At 43.9% G+C, this 19,583-nt stretch carries 14 protein-coding genes and 1 pseudogene; 12 read left to right on the top strand and 3 right to left on the bottom strand.

Translation table 11 applies throughout. From position 1 onward, the window contains the following. Nucleotides 1–3: 3 nt before the first annotated feature. The 4 genes from betA to L2717_RS02325 all read left to right on the top strand — a co-directional run bounded on the left by betA (nt 4) and on the right by L2717_RS02325 (nt 4,517). Nucleotides 4–1,689 (top strand): choline dehydrogenase, encoded by a 1,686-nt coding sequence (gene betA / locus L2717_RS02340; RefSeq protein ID WP_220774093.1) that lies wholly within the window; start codon nt 4–6, stop codon nt 1,687–1,689. Nucleotides 1,690–2,012: 323 nt separating this feature from the next. Further along, complete coding sequence (locus L2717_RS02335; protein WP_220774094.1) at nt 2,013–3,230, top strand: BCCT family transporter; 1,218 nt, start codon at nt 2,013–2,015, stop codon at nt 3,228–3,230. Between the two features lie 14 nt (nt 3,231–3,244). After that, the gene (locus tag L2717_RS02330) at nt 3,245–3,949 is read left to right on the top strand and encodes a TorF family putative porin (RefSeq protein WP_220774095.1); all 705 of its coding nucleotides are present in this window, start codon (nt 3,245–3,247) and stop codon (nt 3,947–3,949) included. Nucleotides 3,950–4,040: 91 nt separating this feature from the next. After that, the gene (locus tag L2717_RS02325) at nt 4,041–4,517 is read left to right on the top strand and encodes a MarR family winged helix-turn-helix transcriptional regulator (RefSeq protein ID WP_248937969.1); all 477 of its coding nucleotides are present in this window, start codon (nt 4,041–4,043) and stop codon (nt 4,515–4,517) included. A 97-nt stretch (nt 4,518–4,614) separates the two neighbouring features. On the opposite strand, the gene L2717_RS02320 is transcribed toward L2717_RS02325, so the two are convergent. Then, nucleotides 4,615–5,250, bottom strand: a complete 636-nt coding sequence (locus L2717_RS02320) for a peptidylprolyl isomerase (protein ID WP_220774097.1) — start codon at nt 5,248–5,250, stop codon at nt 4,615–4,617. Between the two features lie 537 nt (nt 5,251–5,787). Between L2717_RS02320 and L2717_RS02315 the strand changes: the two genes are divergently transcribed. The 4 genes from L2717_RS02315 to L2717_RS02300 all read left to right on the top strand — a co-directional run bounded on the left by L2717_RS02315 (nt 5,788) and on the right by L2717_RS02300 (nt 12,368). Then, the gene (locus tag L2717_RS02315) at nt 5,788–8,835 is read left to right on the top strand and encodes an EAL domain-containing protein (RefSeq protein WP_220773689.1); all 3,048 of its coding nucleotides are present in this window, start codon (nt 5,788–5,790) and stop codon (nt 8,833–8,835) included. A 139-nt stretch (nt 8,836–8,974) separates the two neighbouring features. After that, nucleotides 8,975–10,393, top strand: a complete 1,419-nt coding sequence (locus tag L2717_RS02310; protein WP_220773690.1) for a DEAD/DEAH box helicase — start codon at nt 8,975–8,977, stop codon at nt 10,391–10,393. Nucleotides 10,394–10,578: 185 nt separating this feature from the next. Next, complete coding sequence (locus tag L2717_RS02305; RefSeq protein WP_220773691.1) at nt 10,579–11,685, top strand: CobW family GTP-binding protein; 1,107 nt, start codon at nt 10,579–10,581, stop codon at nt 11,683–11,685. Between the two features lie 164 nt (nt 11,686–11,849). Continuing rightward, nucleotides 11,850–12,368: a DUF3087 domain-containing protein gene (locus L2717_RS02300; RefSeq protein ID WP_220773701.1), complete on the top strand. Its 519-nt coding sequence runs from the start codon at nt 11,850–11,852 to the stop codon at nt 12,366–12,368. 89 nt (nt 12,369–12,457) lie between these two features. On the opposite strand, the gene L2717_RS02295 is transcribed toward L2717_RS02300, so the two are convergent. Then, complete coding sequence (locus tag L2717_RS02295; protein ID WP_220773692.1) at nt 12,458–13,999, bottom strand: MFS transporter; 1,542 nt, start codon at nt 13,997–13,999, stop codon at nt 12,458–12,460. Between the two features lie 392 nt (nt 14,000–14,391). Between L2717_RS02295 and L2717_RS02290 the strand changes: the two genes are divergently transcribed. The 4 genes and pseudogenes from L2717_RS02290 to L2717_RS02275 all read left to right on the top strand — a co-directional run bounded on the left by L2717_RS02290 (nt 14,392) and on the right by L2717_RS02275 (nt 18,536). Beyond that, nucleotides 14,392–15,747 (top strand): MATE family efflux transporter, encoded by a 1,356-nt coding sequence (locus L2717_RS02290; RefSeq protein WP_220773693.1) that lies wholly within the window; start codon nt 14,392–14,394, stop codon nt 15,745–15,747. A gap of 266 nt (nt 15,748–16,013) precedes the next feature. Further along, a complete protein-coding gene (gene bdpA, locus L2717_RS02285; protein WP_220773694.1) occupies nt 16,014–17,525 on the top strand; it encodes a BAR domain-like protein A BdpA in 1,512 nt (503 codons plus the stop codon). A gap of 249 nt (nt 17,526–17,774) precedes the next feature. Next, nucleotides 17,775–17,936 (top strand): annotated as a pseudogene (locus L2717_RS02280) (transposase); the annotation flags it as partial. Between the two features lie 240 nt (nt 17,937–18,176). After that, complete coding sequence (locus L2717_RS02275; protein WP_220773695.1) at nt 18,177–18,536, top strand: hypothetical protein; 360 nt, start codon at nt 18,177–18,179, stop codon at nt 18,534–18,536. A gap of 476 nt (nt 18,537–19,012) precedes the next feature. Here the strand turns inward: L2717_RS02275 and L2717_RS02270 are convergent, their stop codons facing one another. After that, on the bottom strand, nt 19,013–19,582 hold the full coding sequence (locus tag L2717_RS02270) for a LutC/YkgG family protein (RefSeq protein WP_220773696.1): 570 nt from the start codon (nt 19,580–19,582) through the stop codon (nt 19,013–19,015). Nucleotide 19,583: the final 1 nt, after the last annotated feature.

Below are 19,583 nucleotides of genomic sequence, written 5' to 3'. Positions count from 1 at the left end.
ATTTTGGCTGCATCAATACCACAAAGATATTATAACTACATCATAGTCGGCGCCGGTTCTGCTGGTTGTGTACTGGCTAATCGCTTGTCAAAGGATCCTAAAAACGAAGTGTTGTTATTAGAAACTGGTGGCAGCGATAAGAGTATTTTTATTCAAATGCCGACGGCGTTATCAATCCCAATGAATAGCCCTAAATATGCTTGGCAGTTTGAAACGCAGCCTGAGCCGCATTTAGATAACCGCAAGATGCATTGTCCGCGTGGCAAGGTACTTGGCGGTTCATCATCAATTAACGGTATGGTGTATGTCCGCGGTCATGCTCGAGATTTTGATGAGTGGCAGGCACAAGGGGCTACAGATTGGGATTACAGTCATTGCTTACCCTACTTTAAAAAGGCAGAAACATGGGCCTTTGGTGGTGATGAGTACCGCGGCGAGTCTGGACCATTAGGGGTTAATAACGGTAATCAGATGCAAAATCCGTTATATCAAGCCTTTATCGATGCGGGCATTGCGGCGGGGTATTTGTCGACTACCGATTATAATGCGGCGCAGCAAGAGGGTTTTGGCCCTATGCATATGACAGTCAAAAAAGGCGTGCGCTGGTCAACAGCTAATGCTTATTTACGTCCAGCAATGGCCAGACGTAACCTCACGGTTGTGACTCACGCTTTAGTGCATAAGGTGTTATTGGAAGGACAAACGGCCGTTGGCGTTCGCATAGAACACAAAGGTAGCATTGAAGACATACGCTGTAATAAAGAAGTGATTTTAGCGGCAGGTTCCATAGGTTCGCCGCATTTACTGCAATTATCGGGTATTGGCGATCCCAAAATATTGGCTGATGCAGGGGTTGAGTTACAGCATGCATTACCCGGTGTCGGTCAGAATTTACAGGATCATTTAGAGTTTTATTTTCAATTCAAATGCCTTAAACCTATCTCTCTTAATGGCAAGTTAGATCCACTTAGTAAAGGCTTAATTGGGGCTCGCTGGATATTAGACAAATCTGGATTAGGCGCGACCAATCACTTTGAGTCCTGTGGTTTTATTCGTTCAAAAGCAGGCCTTGAGTGGCCAGATTTGCAATATCACTTTTTACCTGCAGCTATGCGCTACGATGGCAAAGAAGCCTTTGCGGGCCATGGCTTTCAGGTACATGTAGGCCATAACAAACCTAAAAGCCGTGGTGCTGTTACGTTAGTGTCGGCTGACCCTAAGGTTGCGCCAAAAATTCAATTCAATTATTTACAACACCCTGATGATATTGAAGGCTTTAGAGCCTGCGTGCGCTTAACCCGCGAGATCATTAATCAAGTACCATTTGATGAGTATCGAGGGGAAGAAATTCAGCCCGGAACGCAAATACAAACCGATGCACAAATCGATGCCTTTGTGCGCCAATCGGTTGAAAGTGCATACCATCCTTCTTGCTCGTGCAAGATGGGCACAGATGCGATGGCTGTGGTTGACCCGCAAACCCGCGTACATGGTTTACAGGGGTTACGTGTGGTGGACTCTTCGATTTTTCCGACCATTCCTAATGGTAATTTGAACGCGCCGACCATCATGTTAGCCGAGCGTGCTGCGGATATGATTTTAGACGTCGAGATGTTAGCGCCCGTGGACTGTGCCGTTATTGTTGCTGATGCTTGGCAAACCACCCAAAGAAGCGTTACTACAAATTAAGCATAGGTTCATTTTAACGCTAGTCCGTCTTAATGGCGGACTAGAGTCTTGCATTTAAAAGTGGCTTTAATGAGTCACGTTATCGAAAGGGGCGGTCAACCCGCAGTTGCTCTGCATATGATCACTTTCACGACTGAACATCTATCAGGGTTTAACTATCGCAGAGCGTTTTTTAAGTAGCGATATTTAAGGCTTGAGGGCAAATTACTGCCTTTAAAAATGGTTCAGTTTTTATTGTTAAATAAAAACATGGAGTTACATTTTATGGATTCATATCCTCATGCCTATTTATACCCAGTATCGACTGGGCCGGAGTGCACCCTATGACCTGGTTATTATCTGCAGGAATACTGTTCACTTTTACGGCCATCGCGTTTGTGATTTATCGTTGGGGTAATATCCGCTGTATCGGCGTGACGCCTGTGCGTACATTCACCTTTATCGCGATTCTATTTACCTCAGGCCTTGATGTCGGCTTAATCATGTTCCCGCTGACCGAGTTTGCCGGTTATGCTAATGTGGCGGCGAGCCCTGAATACGGCTTTACCAATCCATTGGCGCTTGAGTTTGGCTTTTGGGCCTTTTTGATTTGGGGTTTTTACTTTTTAACCTGTTTCTATTTTTGCGTGATCGAACCCAGGGTTAAGTATTTTGAGATACCTTTGATAAAACTCATTAATAATATTGTGATTATTGGTACTTGTGCTTTTACGGCCTATTTATTATTGAGCAATTTACCTTGGTACTTACCTGAGTTAGGGGATGGTAAAACGATTGTTAGCAGCTTTTACTTAATCGTATTTATAGTGATTGCTGCCGCGATATATTCCAGTACCAGCATACGTTATGTACGTATTTTGAGTTTAACGAGTACTTGGTTGTTTTTAGGTTTGATAACTATGTTGTGGGCCAGTGCATTTTTATCGGCGGATTCGAGTGTCGGTGAGTTTTTTACCACCTTTGCCTTGCTAGGAGATTACTTCGGCAACATCCAACAATTTGTATTACCCATCAACGACTACCATGAGTTTTATCTATTTTGGTGGTTTGCTTGGAGCATTATGATCGGTCAATTTACCTCGCGCTTTGTCGGCGGGATGAAAACCTACCAAGTGTTGTTGGCCATGATGGTGTTTCCCTCTATCCCTATTGCGATTTGGTTTACGGTACTTTATTACTACAGCGCCAATGGCTTAGATACCTCCGGTTTCTATAATCTGGCGATGGTGATCGTTGGCGTGACCTTTGTAATTAATTCATTAGACTCACTTATTCGCCTTTATACCGATAACCTAAATCTAACGATTGAACGTTTTGGTAAGCTGAAATATATGAGCTTTAATTTAGTACTACTGTGCAGCTTAACTTTACTCTTTAAATTAGATTTTCTTGAGATCCAGTGGGTGGGGGCTGTTTCGCTTGGACTGATCTTTAGCTGTTTTGGCTACATTGTGATGAAACAATTACAAACTGTGAGTGGGATTGAGCGCTCGCCCAAAGAGAACAAAATCGACTTTACTAAAATTGAGTTAGCCAATTAATGGGGGAATCTATAATGAAATCAACATGTCTTTACTCTATTGCCGCTGGATTATTACTGATATCGACAGCGGCCAATGCCGAGCTATCGGCCACCATTAAGGCAACTTCGGATTACACTTTTAACGGCGTCAGCCAAACGGACAACGGTCCAGCGCTGCAAGGAAGTTTGGATTACGGTTTTGATTCGGGATGGTATGTGGGGAGTTTTACCTCTAACGTCGATTTTGGTGGTGATGATGACACTTGGTTAGAGCTAGATGCTTATGCGGGTAAATTTTATCAACTTAATGAACAACTAAACCTTGATGTGGGGCTGGCCTATTATACTTACCATGGCGATTCGTTCTCTGACGAATACAACTACCCAGAGCTATATAGCAAGCTGGGCTACGATACTTCCTTGGGTCACTCTGAAGCTAAGTTAACCTACACGTGGGATTACTTTGGTTTAGGCGGCGGGCATTATACGATGTTGCTCGGCCACACTATTAGTGTTGCAGAGGGGCATGATATTCGCTTTAGTGTTGATCGCTCAACTTCACTTGATGAAGATAAATGGTCATGGGACGGCGGTAAATCCTTTAATCATTATCGCATTGCTTATATGACTGATTGGAGCGGCTTTAATTTCAGCCTTGCCGCTGAAGATACCAGTATGAACTTAGATACCAGTGACGAGCGATTAGTGCTGTCGGTATCGCGTCAATTCATGTTGTAACTGAAGGGACTTTTGCTACAAAAGTCCTTCCTGTGGGTGAGTTCAGCTGCACTTTCTGGTAAGGTGCACTGGACTACTTGGATGGGACATTATGGAAAAGTACGAACAACTGCTCATTTCGCTGCGCCGCGTCATACGCGCTATCGACATTCATTCTCGCCAACTGAATAAACATTCAGGTTTAACTGGGCCGCAATTGATGGTGATGCAAAAAATTGCCCAATTGGATGCGCCATTAGCGAAAACAGTGGCGGAAGAAATTACGCTGAGCCCTGCGACGGTAACGACCATTATTGATCGTCTTGAGGGGCGGGGTTTAGTGATCCGTAAACGTAGCGAAACCGATAAACGTAAGGTGCATTTGTATTTGAGTGATGCGGGACGGGCATTGTTACAAGACTCCCCCAAACCATTGCAAGAGCATTTTATTAAACGTTATCAAAATCTTGAACAGTGGGAACAGAGTCAATTGCTCTCGGCCGTTGAGCGTATCGCGACTATGATGGACGCCGATAAGATTGATGCAGCGCCTATGCTGTTGGTTGGCAAAATCCAAGGCGATGAGTAAATTTCAGATTTATTCTGAGATAAATTTTTAAAGATAAAAATACTAAAATAAAAAAGCACTGAATTCTCAGTGCTTTTTTGATTTTATCGTATCGCTTTTAGGCCGCAGGGCAGCTTGTTTCAGTCACTGAGTTAATCAAAATTTCTTGCACCGGTGTATCTCTGAAACCGTCAATCGTGGTTGTTTTTACTATGCTTATCTGATCGGCGACATCCATGCCATCCACTACTTTGCCAAATACGGCATAACCAAACTTATCAGCGGATGCATCCAATTGGGGATTATCTAACACGTTGATATAGAACTGCGACGCTGCAGTATCTGGCGCTTCACTCCTTGCCATTGCGATAGTGCCGCGTTTATTGCTAATGCCCACAGCGGCTTCATTTTTAATTGAAGCACTGGTGGGTTTACTTTTAAGGCCAGTCGTAAAACCGCCGCCTTGGATCATAAAGTTGTTGACTGTTCTATGGAATAGCGTGCCGTTATAGAAAGACTTATCAACATATTGTTTAAAATTTTTGCCAGTAATTGGCATATTCGTTAAGTCAATCGCGAGGGTGATATCGCCCTTCGTTGTTTTCATCAAATAACACACATCAGCAGATAATGCTGGTGGCGTCGGTGACGGTTTGGGGGGGACTGGGTCGATATTGTCGTCAATGCTGCCATCACAACCTAGCAGTCCTAGACTTAAACTAGCTGTGAGTAGTAATCCGGTAAACTTGTTCATCTCATATCCTTATTCATTTATTTTGGTCATTTTTTACAATGTGGGCTGCTAGCATCAACTTGTTCGTACATCAGCAATATCGACAGAATTCCAATGTTGCTGGTATGTTTTTATTTTGTTTGTTTTTAGATGGTGACAGAGGAGTAAGCTATTATTCAAGATAAAAACACCATTGATACAAAGTGTTGCATCAATCTGCGTTCGTGATGAGATGAGGCGCTATTAAGTGAGAGTGCAGACTTTGCCCTTATGGAGATGAAAATGGCTTTCTTATGCCATTTAACGCTATAGGTTAATGATCATCTTGATTGATGGCTGCGCCGCTTTAGTCATTCAAGGTTTCTTATTAAAACAAGTTCGAGCCGTGGGGGTATAGTGAGATTAAATATGATTAACGCTGCAGTAAATTGTGAGGTAAATAATAGAATTAACGCATGATTTATAAGTGATTCTGCTACACTATCCAGTGAAATATTAAACCAGTAAAATATTAAAATAGTATTAGCCCATTTATTTTTTGGAGTCGCTCTCTAGGTTATGGATAAAGATATTATCTTTCCGTTGGTACAAAATGCAGCTTTAATGCTGGCATTGGTATTTTTGTATGACGCGATCCCTAAAAAACACCAGCGACAGCATTATTTACTGTGGCGCATTGTGATAGGGCTGCTTATTGGCGGCATTGGCATCACAGTGATGAGTACACCTTGGGTATATCAACCTGGCTTTGTGTTTGATACACGCTCGGTTATTTTGTGTATCTCAGGCCTTTTTTTTGGCGGTGTTCCGACCTTTGTTGCCATGGTGATAACAGTACTGTATCGCATCAGTATTGGTGGCACTGCGATGTGGCTCGGTATTGCTACCATAGTGTCATCCGGCGTCATTGGAATACTATGGCGCCAATACAGTAAGTCTAAATTAGCTAATATTTCAGGTTTTGAAGTTTTTCTCTTTGCCTACACCGTTCATATCGTGATGTTGTTGTGGTTTTTCTTCTTTTTACCCAGTGAAACCGCTTTAGCCATACTTAGTAAAATCACTTTACCTGTATTGACCCTATTCCCCATCACCACTTGGTTGTTGAGCCGATTATTATCGCGGCGTTATGAATTAGAACGTGATGAGCAAATTCGCCTGCAAGATGATTTTCTTTTTCGCAGTCAATTCAACATCGGCAATATTGGTATTGCGATAACGGGTGTCGACCAGCAATGGATAAAAGTGAACCCCCGTTTATGTCAAATGTTTAAATACTCTGAAGATGAATTACTGCGGATGACTTGGTCTGCCATTACTCATCACGATGATTTAGAAGCTGATTTACTTAAATTTGAGTTGATGCTCAACGGGCAAATTGACAGCTACGAGATGGGGAAACGTTTTATCAGCAAAGACGGTTCATGTGTTTATACCCATATGACCGTTTCCTGTAAGCGAGCCGACCATCAAGTATTGTTAGTGATTGCAGGCTTTTTAGATATCACGGCGCAAACCTTAGCCGATCAAGAAGTGCTTGCGAGCCGCGAGCAACTGGAGTTGGTGTTAAGCAGCAGTGAGCTTGGGGTATGGGATTGGGATATTCGTAACGATCGTATTCAACGTAATACCCGTAGCGCCGATATTTTGGGCTGCGACACTGACATACTCAACGCCAACAGCCGTCAATGGATAGATGCCATCGTCGCCGAAGATAGGCCTAAGGTTTTACATTCTATCGAAGCACATATTCGCGGTGAAACAGCGCAACACAGGATGGAATATCGGCTTAATACCCTTAACCGTAATGTACGTTGGATTTTAGATACGGGCAAAGTGGTGAGCCGTGACTCGCATAACAACGCTTTGCGGATGTGTGGCACTTATTCTGATGTGACAGATGCAAAGTTGCTTGAAGAATCCTTAAAGCTATCGGCACTGGTATATGACAATAGCTCCGAAGCCATGAGTGTTCTTGATGAAAAAGGTCTGATCATTACCGTAAACGCCGCTTTTAGCGAGATGACAGGTCATTGTGCCGCCGAAGTACTGGGCCAGCATATTCGGTTACTGTATTGCGACCTTAATAGCCGTGATTTTTATACTCAAATGAATCATGAAATCCGTGACAGCGGCCAGTGGCAAGGCGAGGTGTTGCAGCGACGTAAGAGTGGCGAGGAATATGTTATTTGGCTCACCATTAATACGATTAATGATAAAGAAGGTAAGCCTTACCGACGTGTCGCCTTGTTCTCTGATATTACCGATAAGAAGCAAAATGAACATTTAATTTGGAAGCAGGCCAACTACGACACACTGACAGGCTTACCGAATCGACGTATGTTGTTGGAATATTTAAGTAGCGAAATTAAGCATTCAGACCGCAATCGTAACCATTTTGCTTTGCTATTTTTAGACTTAGATTTCTTTAAAGAAGTGAATGACACGCTAGGCCATGCCATGGGTGATTTGCTATTGATAGAAACCGCTAATCGGTTGAAATCCTGTGTCCGCGACACCGATGTGGTGGCACGTCTTGGTGGCGACGAATTTACGATAGTACTAAGTGCGATGAATGATCATTATGGTATTGAGCGCATTGCGGAAAATATTCTACGCCGCATTGCTGAGCCCTATGTGTTAGGGGAAGAAACTGCATTTATTAGTGTCAGTATTGGTATTACTTTATACCCAGATGATTCCAACAGTATTGAAGGGCTGCTCAAGCATGCCGATCAAGCTATGTATGCGGCGAAGGAGCAAGGACGTAATCGTTTCAATTATTTCACCCCATCAATGCAGGAATATGCCAAATACCGCATGCGCTTGATTCAAGATTTACGTCAAGCCGTCGCCAATAAAGAATTTGAACTGCATTATCAACCCATCGTTGCACTCGCAAGCGGTGAAGTGACTAAGGCTGAAGCCTTGATCCGCTGGCACCATCGCGAGCGTGGTGCGGTGCCGCCATCTGAATTTATTCCAGTAGCGGAAGATACGGGATTAATTATTGAAATAGGTAAATGGGTGTTTGAACAAGCGGCGCGCCAAAGCGCCGCTTGGCGCCATGATTTAGGCGTCGATATTCAAATTAGTGTGAACAAATCGCCGATTCAATTTCGCGATGAGGGCACGCAGCTCAATGATTGGCTGAAATTATTACAAGAGCTCAATATTACGGGAGCAGGCGTGTGCGTTGAAATCACCGAAGGTCTGTTATTGGATGCCAGTATGGGAGTCACCGAAAAGCTACTGGCCTATCGCGATGCGGGTGTGCAAGTGTCATTGGACGATTTTGGTACGGGTTATTCATCGCTAGCGTATTTGAAAAAGTTTGATATTGATTATCTTAAGATTGATCAATCCTTTACCCGTAATATTGATACTGATGAAAACGATCAAATACTGTGTGAAGCGATTATTGTCATGGCCCACAAGTTGGGAATTAAGGTGATAGCCGAGGGTGTTGAAACCGAAGCACAGCGCCAAGTGCTATTAGCGGCGGGTTGCGACTATGGCCAAGGTTATTTGTTCTCTAGGCCGATACCCGCGAGCGAATTTACTCAACAATATCTGCAGAGCCGCTCTGTTATTTCGGATCTTTGATTGCCGATGTCGGATGCGATATTAAGCCTAAGACGATAATTGCCTATAAAAACGCCGCGGATTTTGCTAGACTCCGCGGCCCCGCGTTGGGGCATTGTTACCTCGCATCAAAGTTTTACTACTTAGCTAAAGAGTCCCTATGAAATTTGAAACACTCGGTTTATCTTCCCCTATTTTGAATGCGATAACTGAGTGCGGCTATCAGCAACTCACTCAAGTGCAAGAGAAAGTGATCCCGCTTGCCTTTGAAGGTAAAGACATTATGGCCTGTGCCCAAACGGGTACTGGTAAAACAGCTTCCTTTGCTCTGCCTGTACTTGAAAAGCTGGCGGCTGAATCTTTAGCCAATGACAGCAATAACAAACCCATTTTACGTGCTTTGGTGATGACGCCAACTCGCGAGCTTGCGATTCAAGTCTGTGAAAATATCCAAAAATACAGCCAGTTTCTGCCACTGAAAACCCTCGCGGTTTATGGCGGCGCCAATATGAACCCCCAGCGTAAAGGGGTAGAGCAGGGCGTTGATATTCTGGTGGCAACCCCAGGTCGTTTATTCGACATTATCGGCCAATTCCAGTTAGATTTATCAAGTGTCACGACCTTAGTGATCGATGAAGCCGACCGCATGTTAGACATGGGTTTTGTGCGCGATATTGAAAAAGTGAAACGTTTAATTGCAGCGCAGCATCAAACCATGTTGTTTTCAGCCACTTATAGCGATGCGGTCAAATTACTGGCTGAGAAAATGCTAAACGAACCTCAATGGGTCAATGTGGCTGACACTACGACAGCATCCACCGTAGTACAAGAAGTGTATCGTGTTGATAAACGTCGCAAAGCCGAGTTATTGTCTGAACTGGTTGGTCGTAACAATTGGCGCCAAGTGCTGGTATTTGCCAGCACTAAAGAAAGCGCCGAGCATTTATTACAAGAATTAAAGCTTGATGGCATAGCAGCTGGTGTATTCCACGGTGATAAAACCCAAGGCTCACGTAATCGGGTATTGGAAGAATTTAAAACCGGTAAATTACGCGTGCTGGTGGCAACCGATGTGGCCGCTCGTGGGTTAGATATTCAAGCGTTACCTATGGTTATTAACCTTGAACTGCCGTTCCTTGCCGAAGATTATATCCACCGTATTGGCCGTACTGGCCGCGCGGGATTAACGGGGCGCGCCATTTCATTTGTAGCGCCTGCTGACGATGAGATGCTTGCTGAAATTGAAGCCTTGATAGAGCAAAAGCTGCCCGTATCGGTACAACCCGGTTATGAAGAAGGCACGCCTTTGCCTGCCCGTTATCGTGACGTGCCCGCCGCGCCAATTAAACCAATTGGAAAGTGGAGCCATAAAGCACCGCAGGATCGCACCATTGGTCAGTCTCGTCAGGGGAAGTACGCTAAAGGTAAAGCGCAGGATAGCAAAGCGGGCGACGATAAATATTCTAGCCGCGCTAAGCCAGCTTCTGGCTCAGGCAAACCTTTTAACGCCACTAAACCTAAGTCGAATTTAGTGAGCAATAAGTCTGGTTTTGGCGGTCGGTCTAATAAAGCCAAATAAGCACTATTAACATTAAATAAGCTTGGCTATCAATAAATCGATAGCGCCTTTAAGCCGAGTGTTAAGTGTGCTGAATCATATGTTGTCACTAAAAAGCGCATCCTAATCGATGCGCTTTTTGTTGAGCTTCAAAGCCAATACTTCTACACTCGAGCGCCAAGCTTTCTATTCGAGCGAGTTTCCTTATGATTATCAAAGCGATTCCCACCAATATCATCACAGGTTTTTTAGGCGTAGGTAAAACCTCTTTGATTAAACAATTGCTGGCGACTAAACCCGCGGATGAGATTTGGGCTGTGCTGGTGAATGAGTTTGGTGAGGTTGGCATTGATGCGGGGTTACTGAACTCCTCCGATAATGGCATACAAATTCGTGAGGTGGCCGGTGGCTGTATGTGTTGTGCTGCAGGCGTACCGACGCAAGTCGCTATCAATCAATTGATTGCCAAAGCGAAACCAGACCGTTTACTGATTGAGCCTACGGGGCTTGGCCATCCCAATGAAATTATTAAAGTATTGAGTGCTGCTCATTATCAGAATGTGATTTCACTACGCAGCACCCTATGTTTAGTGGATGCGCGCAAAATTCATGATCCTCGCTATCGCGAACACGCTAATTTTATTCAACAACTGCAAGTAGCTGATGTGATTATCGCCACGAAATCCGATTTGTATGATGCTGAAAACACCAAGTTACTCTATGAGTTACAGACTTATTTAAGCCATATCGAACGCGCCGATATTCCCGTGGTTAGCCATACAAACCAGCAGCCTTTACCTCACGCTTTGCTCGATTATCTTAACCAGCCGCGGCGTGTTTCGCTCAACGCGAGTGGGCCTACTGGCGTGAAACCTAAGCTGGGTAATCTTGCGATAACCACGCCTAGCTTGCTGCGAACTGGTGGCTCACATTTAAGTGAATTGGGTTTGTTTGCTGATGGGGCAATGGAGACTAGTTTAGCTTTTGATAAGCGCGGCATGGTACGCAAGCAGAATCGCGGCGAGGGTTGCTTTAGCTGTGGTTGGGTATTTGAGCCGACATTAGAGTTTGATTTTGAAAAGCTGATTGCTTTTATTCAACGGCAGTCCCAGTCATCTAATATGGGGCACGCGCTGCTCAGATTAAAAGCGGTGATGATCACGTCAGATGGTATTGCAGGGTTTAATTGGATTGACCATGAGCTAAGTGTGGTTGAACTGGATGATACGCTAGATTCTAGATTAGAAATCATTACCGTGAACGACGTTGATTGGGACGAGATAGAACAGCAACTTATGGCTTGCCTTAACTAATGCTTATTTAACTAGTTACTCAATAAACGTTCAAGTAAGCCAGTTTAAACATATGTGTATACGATTCGTTTCAATCAATTAAGGCCGAATAAAGACGATTCGGGTATGATTTGCGATTAATTATTAACACGCCTACTCAGGGCGGGCTATTCGAGCGTAATGTAATGAAGCTGCAAGAAATAGATAAAACCCGATATCGTAAGAACATGAATTTATTGATTGTGATTTTAGTGCTCAGTTTGGTGGGGCTTTCATTGGCATTTGGGTCTGCATTGATTGCCATTTTTGGAGCGACCCCCGTACCGGGCGAGCCGACGGGTAACTTTCATTTAAATCTTTTGGGGGTGATCTTAAGTGTGGGCTTGTGTGGCGCTGTGTTGCATCACTTTAAGGAGCGGCCTTTTTTTCGCGAGATTTATTACGTTTGGCGATTAAAGCAGTTACATAATCGTATTTATCGTAAGTTGGTAAAGATTAAAGCTGCTGCGGCGCAAAATGATGTCAATGCGTTGATTACGTTGCTGTTTTATTATACTAGTTTAAGGCAAGTATATTTACTTGATGATAACACATTGACCTTGCCTGCGTTGACCCAGGATTTGAATCGTTTAAACGCCCAAATCGACAGTTTAGGCTTATTGATCTCACCTGAACAATTTACCCCTGAAATGCTAAATTTATAACGCTAAAGTTTATAGTGAATCAAGACTAAAAGTGAGTATAAAAATACGCACTTTTAGTCTGATATTAGCGCTTTTCAACGGTAAATTTATTAGGCTGCTCGCTGGGCTTTTTGCAGTGTGAGTAACCACTTACCATAAAGGTAAATCCCGACTGCTGAGATAGTCCCTATGGCGGCAATGATATACCACGCCATGCCGATATTATGGCTATGATACAAAAATTGGGTGAGTTGTTCGGCGCTTTCCCCCGTGAAACTCACCAGCGTAGTAAAAGCTTCACCTTGAGGAATAGCGCTTACATCAATGGCATTCATACCGCGCTCTAATAATAAATCCCGCGAAAACAGCTCCTTCGATGCATAAATCTCATATAACTTAGGGCCAAAGTAGCCTTCTAAGCCCCAACCTATGCCTTGGGGTAACATCACAAATCCTAAATACATGGCTTTTTTACCTTTAGGCGCAATATTACCCATGAACTCATTTTTCTTGGGGCTGATCATCATCTCGCCAAGAGAGAACATCGCAATCGCGAGCACAATAAACCAAGCTGTATGGAAAGCGCCAATAAACACAAACGCCAAAATACTCAGTAAACAGCCAATAAGCATGGCAGTAGTAATACGATATTTGGCTGTGAGCGCCGCAACAATAAAGCAACTTGTCATGATAAGGCCGGCATTAAGATTAAGCATGCCTTCGGGCATCACCTTAGTACCATCGTTATTTAGCCCAAGCCAAAATTGCAGAATACCGTTACTGGTGCCTTCACTGCCAAAGAGGGTAGTAACGATTACGCTGGTATCAACCCATTCAGAAATATGAATTGGCAGTACATCAAATAATGCGTTGAATAAAAACCAAAAGCCTGCAAATACCAACATATAGTAAATCACTATTGGCTTTTTAAGTTCATGCCAAGCATCGCGCCATAGGGCTTCTTGCTTGACTTCACCCGATTGAATTTGTTTATTGCGCGCTAACCTTTCAGCTTTGCCAGGCTCAGTGTAGGTTAGTAAAAATAAAAAGTTGAGTGAGATAATCGCGGCGCAGGCAAAGAACACATTGTCCCAAGACAGTTGGCGCATATGCACGGCGACTAATGGCCCGAGAAAACCGCCAATATTAACGACTTGGTAAAAAATTCCCCACGCCATTGAAGTGTTATTTCGTTGGGTAGACAGCACTAGTGTGCCTTGAATACCCGGCTTAAATATTCCGGTGCCGATGGCAAGTAGCAAGGCTCCGACAAGAAAACCCCAAAAACTAGGGAAAAATGCCATGACTAAATAGCCCAATATTTTAATAATGGTGGAGCCAAAAATGGTTTCTTTGTAGCCGACGCGATCAGACATACCACCGGTAAACACTGGGACAAAAGTTTGCATTATGGCCCAAAGAGAAATAATGATGCCGTAGTCACTTAGGCTAATCCCTAAGCCGCCTGCAGATTCGGGTGCTTTTGCATAAAGCCCTGCGCTGGCCTTAACGCCGTAGTAGGCGATACGTTCAACGAGTTCCATACCGCCGACCAGCCAAAAAATATACCCTAGGCTGGTAATCGAGGCCCACATACCGAGTTGTTTAACTTCTTGCAGATCATTGTCTGCATTTGGACTATTTTGGCTCATGTCCTTCCCTTATTGTTTTTATAGGTGTTATTTTGTATTAACCCATTATTAATCAACTGATTAAAGTTAACGTATTAATCGTTTTATCTCGCAAAAATGCAAGAATGGGTATGCTTGGGTTGATACTTTACCTAATTTAGCTTTAAACACCAAAAAAGTAGCAAAAAATGATGAGTTATCCCGTATCTGTTATTAAACTGTGTTTGGCTTGTGAGCTTGGCTGCAACGGCGCTATTTTCACTTAACCCATTGTGATAATTAGTCTTTACGGCTCATTTTTCGACTTAACGGGCTTTGTGTTCCGAGTGGATTTAGGTACAATCCTCTGCCGCATTTTTGTTCGCCCGATCATTTTTCTGTGGCCCTTGCCTTTTATTTTGTGAGAAATACGAATGACAGCAACAACATCTAATCATGCTCCAGCGGATATGAGTTTGCTTGAGGAGCCGATTACTAAGCTTTTTTGGCGCTATACCATACCCACCATTGCCTCTATGTTGGTGACAGGCGTGTATGTGACGATTGATGGTATTTTCGTTGGGCACTATCTAGGTGAAACGGGCCTTGCGGGGATGATGTTAGCTTATCCTGTCGGCGCTATCCTGTATGCCATTGGCGCTATGATAGGCATGGGCAGCGCGGCATTAGTATCAATCAATCTTGGTCAAGGTAATATCGCTAAAGCCCGTAAACTCATTGGTAATGCCTTTAGTTTATGTTTATTGGCGGGAGGCTTTTTTGCCCTTGTGGGGGGGATATTCTCGCGGGATATTTTAATTGTCCTCGGGGCGCAAGGTGAAATACTCGAAAATGCTAACCAATACCTATTCTGGTATTTCGCCCTGTGTCATTTCCCGATTATTTCAATGACCTTTACCACACTACTGCGTAATGACGGCCGCCCCTCCATGGTGACTTGGGTGCTGATTTTGGGCGGGGTATTAAACACTCTGTTAGATTGGCTGTTTATTGTGGTTTTTCCCTTTGGTTTAGCAGGCGCCGCGATTGCGACTATGCTGTCGCAGGCAGTGACTGGGCTGTTATGTTTGCAGCATTTTTTCGGCCCTCGCACTCGGCTTAAAATCAATCTTGAGCAGATGAAACTCAAATTCGACAATTGCATCAACATTGCCCGCGTGGGTTTACCGAGCTTGTTGATGAACCTTTATCTATCGATAGTCTTAACCCTGCACAACATGGCTTTTTTATGGGTTGGCGGCCCCTTACACGTAGCAGCTTATGGCGTGGTGAGTTATACCGAGGCGTTTTTCTATTTGATTTTTGAGGGTATAGCCCTTGGCACTCAACCTATTTATAGCTTTAACGCTGGGGCAGGGCGTTTTGACAGGGTTAAACAAGCGCGCAATATTGCCTTTGGTATGACGCTGCTCACCGCTGCTTTAGGCTTAGCACTGATTTATTCTCGTCCTGAGTGGTTAGTGTATTTGTTTGCTGGCGATAACCCTAACCTAACGCCGGTGGCGATTGAAGGCATGCACTGGTATTTCTGGGGCTTACCAATGGAAGGCTTGATTTTAGTCGGTGCGAGTTTCTTTCAAGCGATTAATTGTTCAAAACAAGCCTCTATGCTCACGGGCGCTAAGCTTATTTTGATTGCTGTTATCATCTACTGTTTTGCTTGGGCATTTGGCGTGGTCGGGGTGTGGATGTCGCTCGCAACTTGTAGCACTATTTTGACGATATGGATGTTTTACGCCATGAAACGAGTTGAAGCGCGGCTGCATTAATACTTGGCGCTAACGGCTAAATATTTATCTTTTACGCCAAACACGACTTAGCGCTAGCGTGGGATGTTGGCCTCTGGTACATTTCGCTGGTTTAATCAGCTATCAAAAATAACTCATTCAAGCGTGCTGGCTTTTCGAGGCAATAGCCTTAGTAAAGGAGCTGGGTTCGCAGATAACCTTGGGTTAGCTTGACTGTTGATATAACTGGGTATTGAGCCGAATGACTCGCTCGTTAATTTTAGTAATTTATGTCTTATGAGGCTATTATGCGCACCACTGCAGTCATTTCAATGCTGTTGCTTGGCGTGTTAACCACTGTGAATGCCAGCGCCAAAGAGAATGAGTTAGTGTTTGCCAGCGACTTTGAAGGCAATCGTTTATCTCAACCTTGGTCGTGGATCATGGGTTGTCAATTTGAAGGCGCTGAACCACACAGTGGTGAAAGTGCGCTGCTGTGCGCCGAAGGCAATAGCAGTATCGTCAGTAAGTATCCTATTTCCGAAGCGGGGCTATTGGAGTTTTGGGTAAAAACCCAAAATACTCAAACCCAGTATCGAATCAATGTATTAACTTCACCCGTATTAAAACTTGATGCCCAGTGGCAGCATGTTGCCTTAATTGATATCACACCGGGTGCAAATGAGTATTTGGCGCACCGCGTCTCTATTGACGACCCCAGCCGTCAGTATATTCGCCTCGACATTGAGGCCATTAATGGCCCCATCAGTCTGGACGATTTGAGCTTAGACAAAATTCGCCTCGATATGGCGCTGCAAAAAAATGAGCAGAAAATTATCGGTGGGATTTTAGATAAACTCAAACAAGACAAAAACTACGACGTGCAGTCGGAGTCGTTCCGCACCTTAGGTAAAAACTACGCCGCCCAGCTTGAAAGCCAAAGACAATACCTTGAATACTCGAATGCGATTTATTCCAGTATCACCTTTGTGCTCGCGACATCTGAGCGCAATAAGATGTCTAACCCTATGGGATATAGCACCTTTAGGTCGGTATTGACCGACACTAAACGGGTGGCATCACCTATCCAGCAGGCGCGTTTAGGTTCTATGGTTAAACCCTTTGGTGACTTAGCCACGGCCACCTTAAACGTGGTCAGTGCCGGTGCTTATTCCGCTTTTGCTGAACCTTTTAAGTCATTTGTAGCAGCGACGTTTGATCGTTCTAACTATGACAATGGCGATTTGAGTCGCAGCGATCGAAAATTTGCTGAAGAAAATGGTCTGAAAATTTATCAGCAAGCCGAACGTTTTATGTCTGAAATTGAAAAAGAGCTGCAATTAGTCACCGCGCTAGATAATGACTTAGTTAACATGCAGAAGAGTTTAGATGCGTTTCGCCGCGATCTTGATAAACACTTACGCAGTTATTTACAACATGCCAGCATTGCTCGTACGCCTGAAAATTACAGCAAAGTCATGAGTAAAGACGAGCAAACTCGCGCGCAGGTGATTGCCGAGGCGAGTGCCAATATCAGCGCGAAAGCCGAAGCGTTATTGGCGTCAAATAGCAATGCTGAGTTAGTGCAATACATGATTAAAACCACTGAGAAGATTGATGAATTTCAAGAATACAAGGAGCGTTTTAACCAGATCACCTCGGCCATGCTAACTTTCTATGATAAGTTTGAACGCTCGATTGCCACTGAGCAAAACCCGTTCACCGACCCAAGCGATCGCTCTGTATGGGAACAACACGCCCAAAGTGCCCGTAACTATATTCGCCAGTCGAAGGAAGCCTTCACCAAAGCCTTTATGTAGTTTATCGAGCTAGAACTTGGTGGTGTTTGTGAGTGGATCTATTACTGCGTGCTTAGTCTGGCGCACAAATAGATAAAGCTTGAATCAAGCAATACTGCTCGAGTAACGTCTTAAAACATCAAACTTGAGTGGCAGCGTAAGCTTCTTTACGCTGCCACTTTAAATTGAAATTGCCTAAAGCAAGTTAACTGAATTTTGCAGCATTCATTGTCATTATTGCCCAGTGACTCGCCGTCTTTTGATTTAATAATAAGTATCCCCCATGGCAATTGGCTCAAGCTCACTACTGAGTTTGGTAAGCTATTTCATGGCCCAGTGGGTACGCTGCAAGAACTTACTGATTACTGCGAATATTTAGAAAAGCGACGACGGCACTTTGCGGCAAGCTGTCAGCACTTTCACAGTAACTAACTGTAATCCTGCTTAACCAAACTAATCACTGCCCATTTGTTTTATTGGGTGGATTAACATGTCTTAAATACCAATTTTTTAATGAGTTAACTCATTTTTATGCCTCAGCTTTAGCCCTTCAACTTTTGGTGACTGTAATTTAAGCCATTTTAGCTCGTACAAGTTGTAGACAAACTAAAAGTGCATTATGTTGTTGATCTAAAATGGATGGCCAGATTTTTTACTTTCGGTTTTTTACAGATGAAGCAAGCAATTTTTGACATTAGAAAATCAGATAAAAGCTGCTTAGAAGCAGTAGAAAAGTATGTTGTAGTATACCAAGGCCAAGTTGTGTTGCGTATTTTGGGTGAGGAAATGTCATATGAAATTATGACAGCTACAGTTGGTGAAGATTTCGGGACGGTTAATGCTTACGAGCATCCACAGATCTTAGTTGATACTGCAATGACTTTAGCTAATTCTTTTGAGGTTGAATTGGCACCAAGGGTTTGTCGTGATTACGATGGTCGTGAATATGTAAAAATTTGTGAAGTTCATTACTTATCAGATGTTTATCGTGTTGCGCATACATTGGTTAAAAAATTAGAGGCAAGACGTTAGCTACGAACATGACAAACGGCTCAATGGGATTGTCAACGCGTGGCGTTTCCAGTCCCATTGAGCCTTGGTGTTTACGGTTATTGTGTTTGTGTTTAGTGCTAATCCGTTGCTCCCGCCTTAACAGGGCGTTATTCCATAGAAGTTTTTATCCGAAACTCTCAAATTAGAGCTAACAATTTAACAAGGATTTGTCCAAAAGCGTGTTGTGCATCTCCTTCAAACCGACGGGCTATACTAGTGTCAAAAAGGCGATCCAAGGTGATTAACGGGACGATCGAGCATCCACGGATGGACTGGCTGCGAGTCGTCGAGTGAATGCCATGGCAAGCCTGTGTGAGTAACCTAACCGAAACAAATTATCGATACGCTACAGTCTCAATAAGAAAGCCGCCAATGAAGGCGGCTTTTGTGTTTCGATTATCTCGTAACCTTTGTGTTTTCTTGGTTACTTTACATCATGGCTTTCAGGCGAGGCATTAGAGCAAATACACGTTCAAGCTGCAGGCGCCGTGGGCACCAACGACGAGGGCTTGTTCGATATCGGCGGTTTTTGATGGACCCGCGATAAACACCCCGAACTCACCGACATCTAAGGTAATTTCTTTTGCTGCTTGATGCATATTCGGCACAATTTTATTGGCTGGCAAAGCTAAAATCAGGTTTTCACAGATAAACGGCGTGACTCTGTGGCCTAAATTTTTATTATTTACCCAAATGGCGCCGTTTTCGGCAACGCCAATGTCACCTGGGATCACCGCATAATCTATATCTTTTAGCTCATGGGCTGTGGGTGGCACTTCGCGGTTTGCTGTTACGCCATCAACTAAAGAGATCACCTGTAACCCTTGAGCGATAAGTTCATCGACTTTGGCTTGCAGGGCGATTAAGCCACCTTCTTTATGTAGCGTACCCGCGACAGTGTTGAGGTTGGTCTCGAACTGGCCGATGAGATTGTCACCCCTTGGCGCCACATCTATGCTTGGCATTGGATGATTTGTTAAGGCCGACAGTTTGAGCGCATTGAGAATTTCAAGTTTACTAGACATC

The sequence above is a fragment of the Shewanella glacialipiscicola genome (assembly GCF_023283485.1).
GTDB lineage: Bacteria > Pseudomonadota > Gammaproteobacteria > Enterobacterales > Shewanellaceae > Shewanella > Shewanella glacialipiscicola.
Note: the sequence above shows the minus strand (reverse complement) of the source record. Positions and strands in the feature narration are given on the sequence as shown.

What these genes read in the sequence shown, in the direction of transcription:
- L2717_RS02335 (WP_220774094.1), top strand. Translation starts at nt 2,013, where the DNA reads ATGACCTGGTTATTATCTGCAGGAATACTGTTCACTTTTACGGCCATC.
- L2717_RS02330 (WP_220774095.1), top strand. Translation starts at nt 3,245, where the DNA reads ATGAAATCAACATGTCTTTACTCTATTGCCGCTGGATTATTACTGATA.
- L2717_RS02325 (WP_248937969.1), top strand. Translation starts at nt 4,041, where the DNA reads ATGGAAAAGTACGAACAACTGCTCATTTCGCTGCGCCGCGTCATACGC.
- L2717_RS02320 (WP_220774097.1), bottom strand. Translation starts at nt 5,250, where the DNA reads ATGAACAAGTTTACCGGATTACTACTCACAGCTAGTTTAAGTCTAGGA.
- L2717_RS02315 (WP_220773689.1), top strand. Translation starts at nt 5,788, where the DNA reads ATGGATAAAGATATTATCTTTCCGTTGGTACAAAATGCAGCTTTAATG.
- L2717_RS02310 (WP_220773690.1), top strand. Translation starts at nt 8,975, where the DNA reads ATGAAATTTGAAACACTCGGTTTATCTTCCCCTATTTTGAATGCGATA.
- L2717_RS02305 (WP_220773691.1), top strand. Translation starts at nt 10,579, where the DNA reads ATGATTATCAAAGCGATTCCCACCAATATCATCACAGGTTTTTTAGGC.
- L2717_RS02300 (WP_220773701.1), top strand. Translation starts at nt 11,850, where the DNA reads ATGAAGCTGCAAGAAATAGATAAAACCCGATATCGTAAGAACATGAAT.
- L2717_RS02295 (WP_220773692.1), bottom strand. Translation starts at nt 13,999, where the DNA reads ATGAGCCAAAATAGTCCAAATGCAGACAATGATCTGCAAGAAGTTAAA.
- L2717_RS02290 (WP_220773693.1), top strand. Translation starts at nt 14,392, where the DNA reads ATGACAGCAACAACATCTAATCATGCTCCAGCGGATATGAGTTTGCTT.
- bdpA (WP_220773694.1), top strand. Translation starts at nt 16,014, where the DNA reads ATGCGCACCACTGCAGTCATTTCAATGCTGTTGCTTGGCGTGTTAACC.
- L2717_RS02275 (WP_220773695.1), top strand. Translation starts at nt 18,177, where the DNA reads ATGAAGCAAGCAATTTTTGACATTAGAAAATCAGATAAAAGCTGCTTA.
- L2717_RS02270 (WP_220773696.1), bottom strand. Translation starts at nt 19,582, where the DNA reads ATGTCTAGTAAACTTGAAATTCTCAATGCGCTCAAACTGTCGGCCTTA.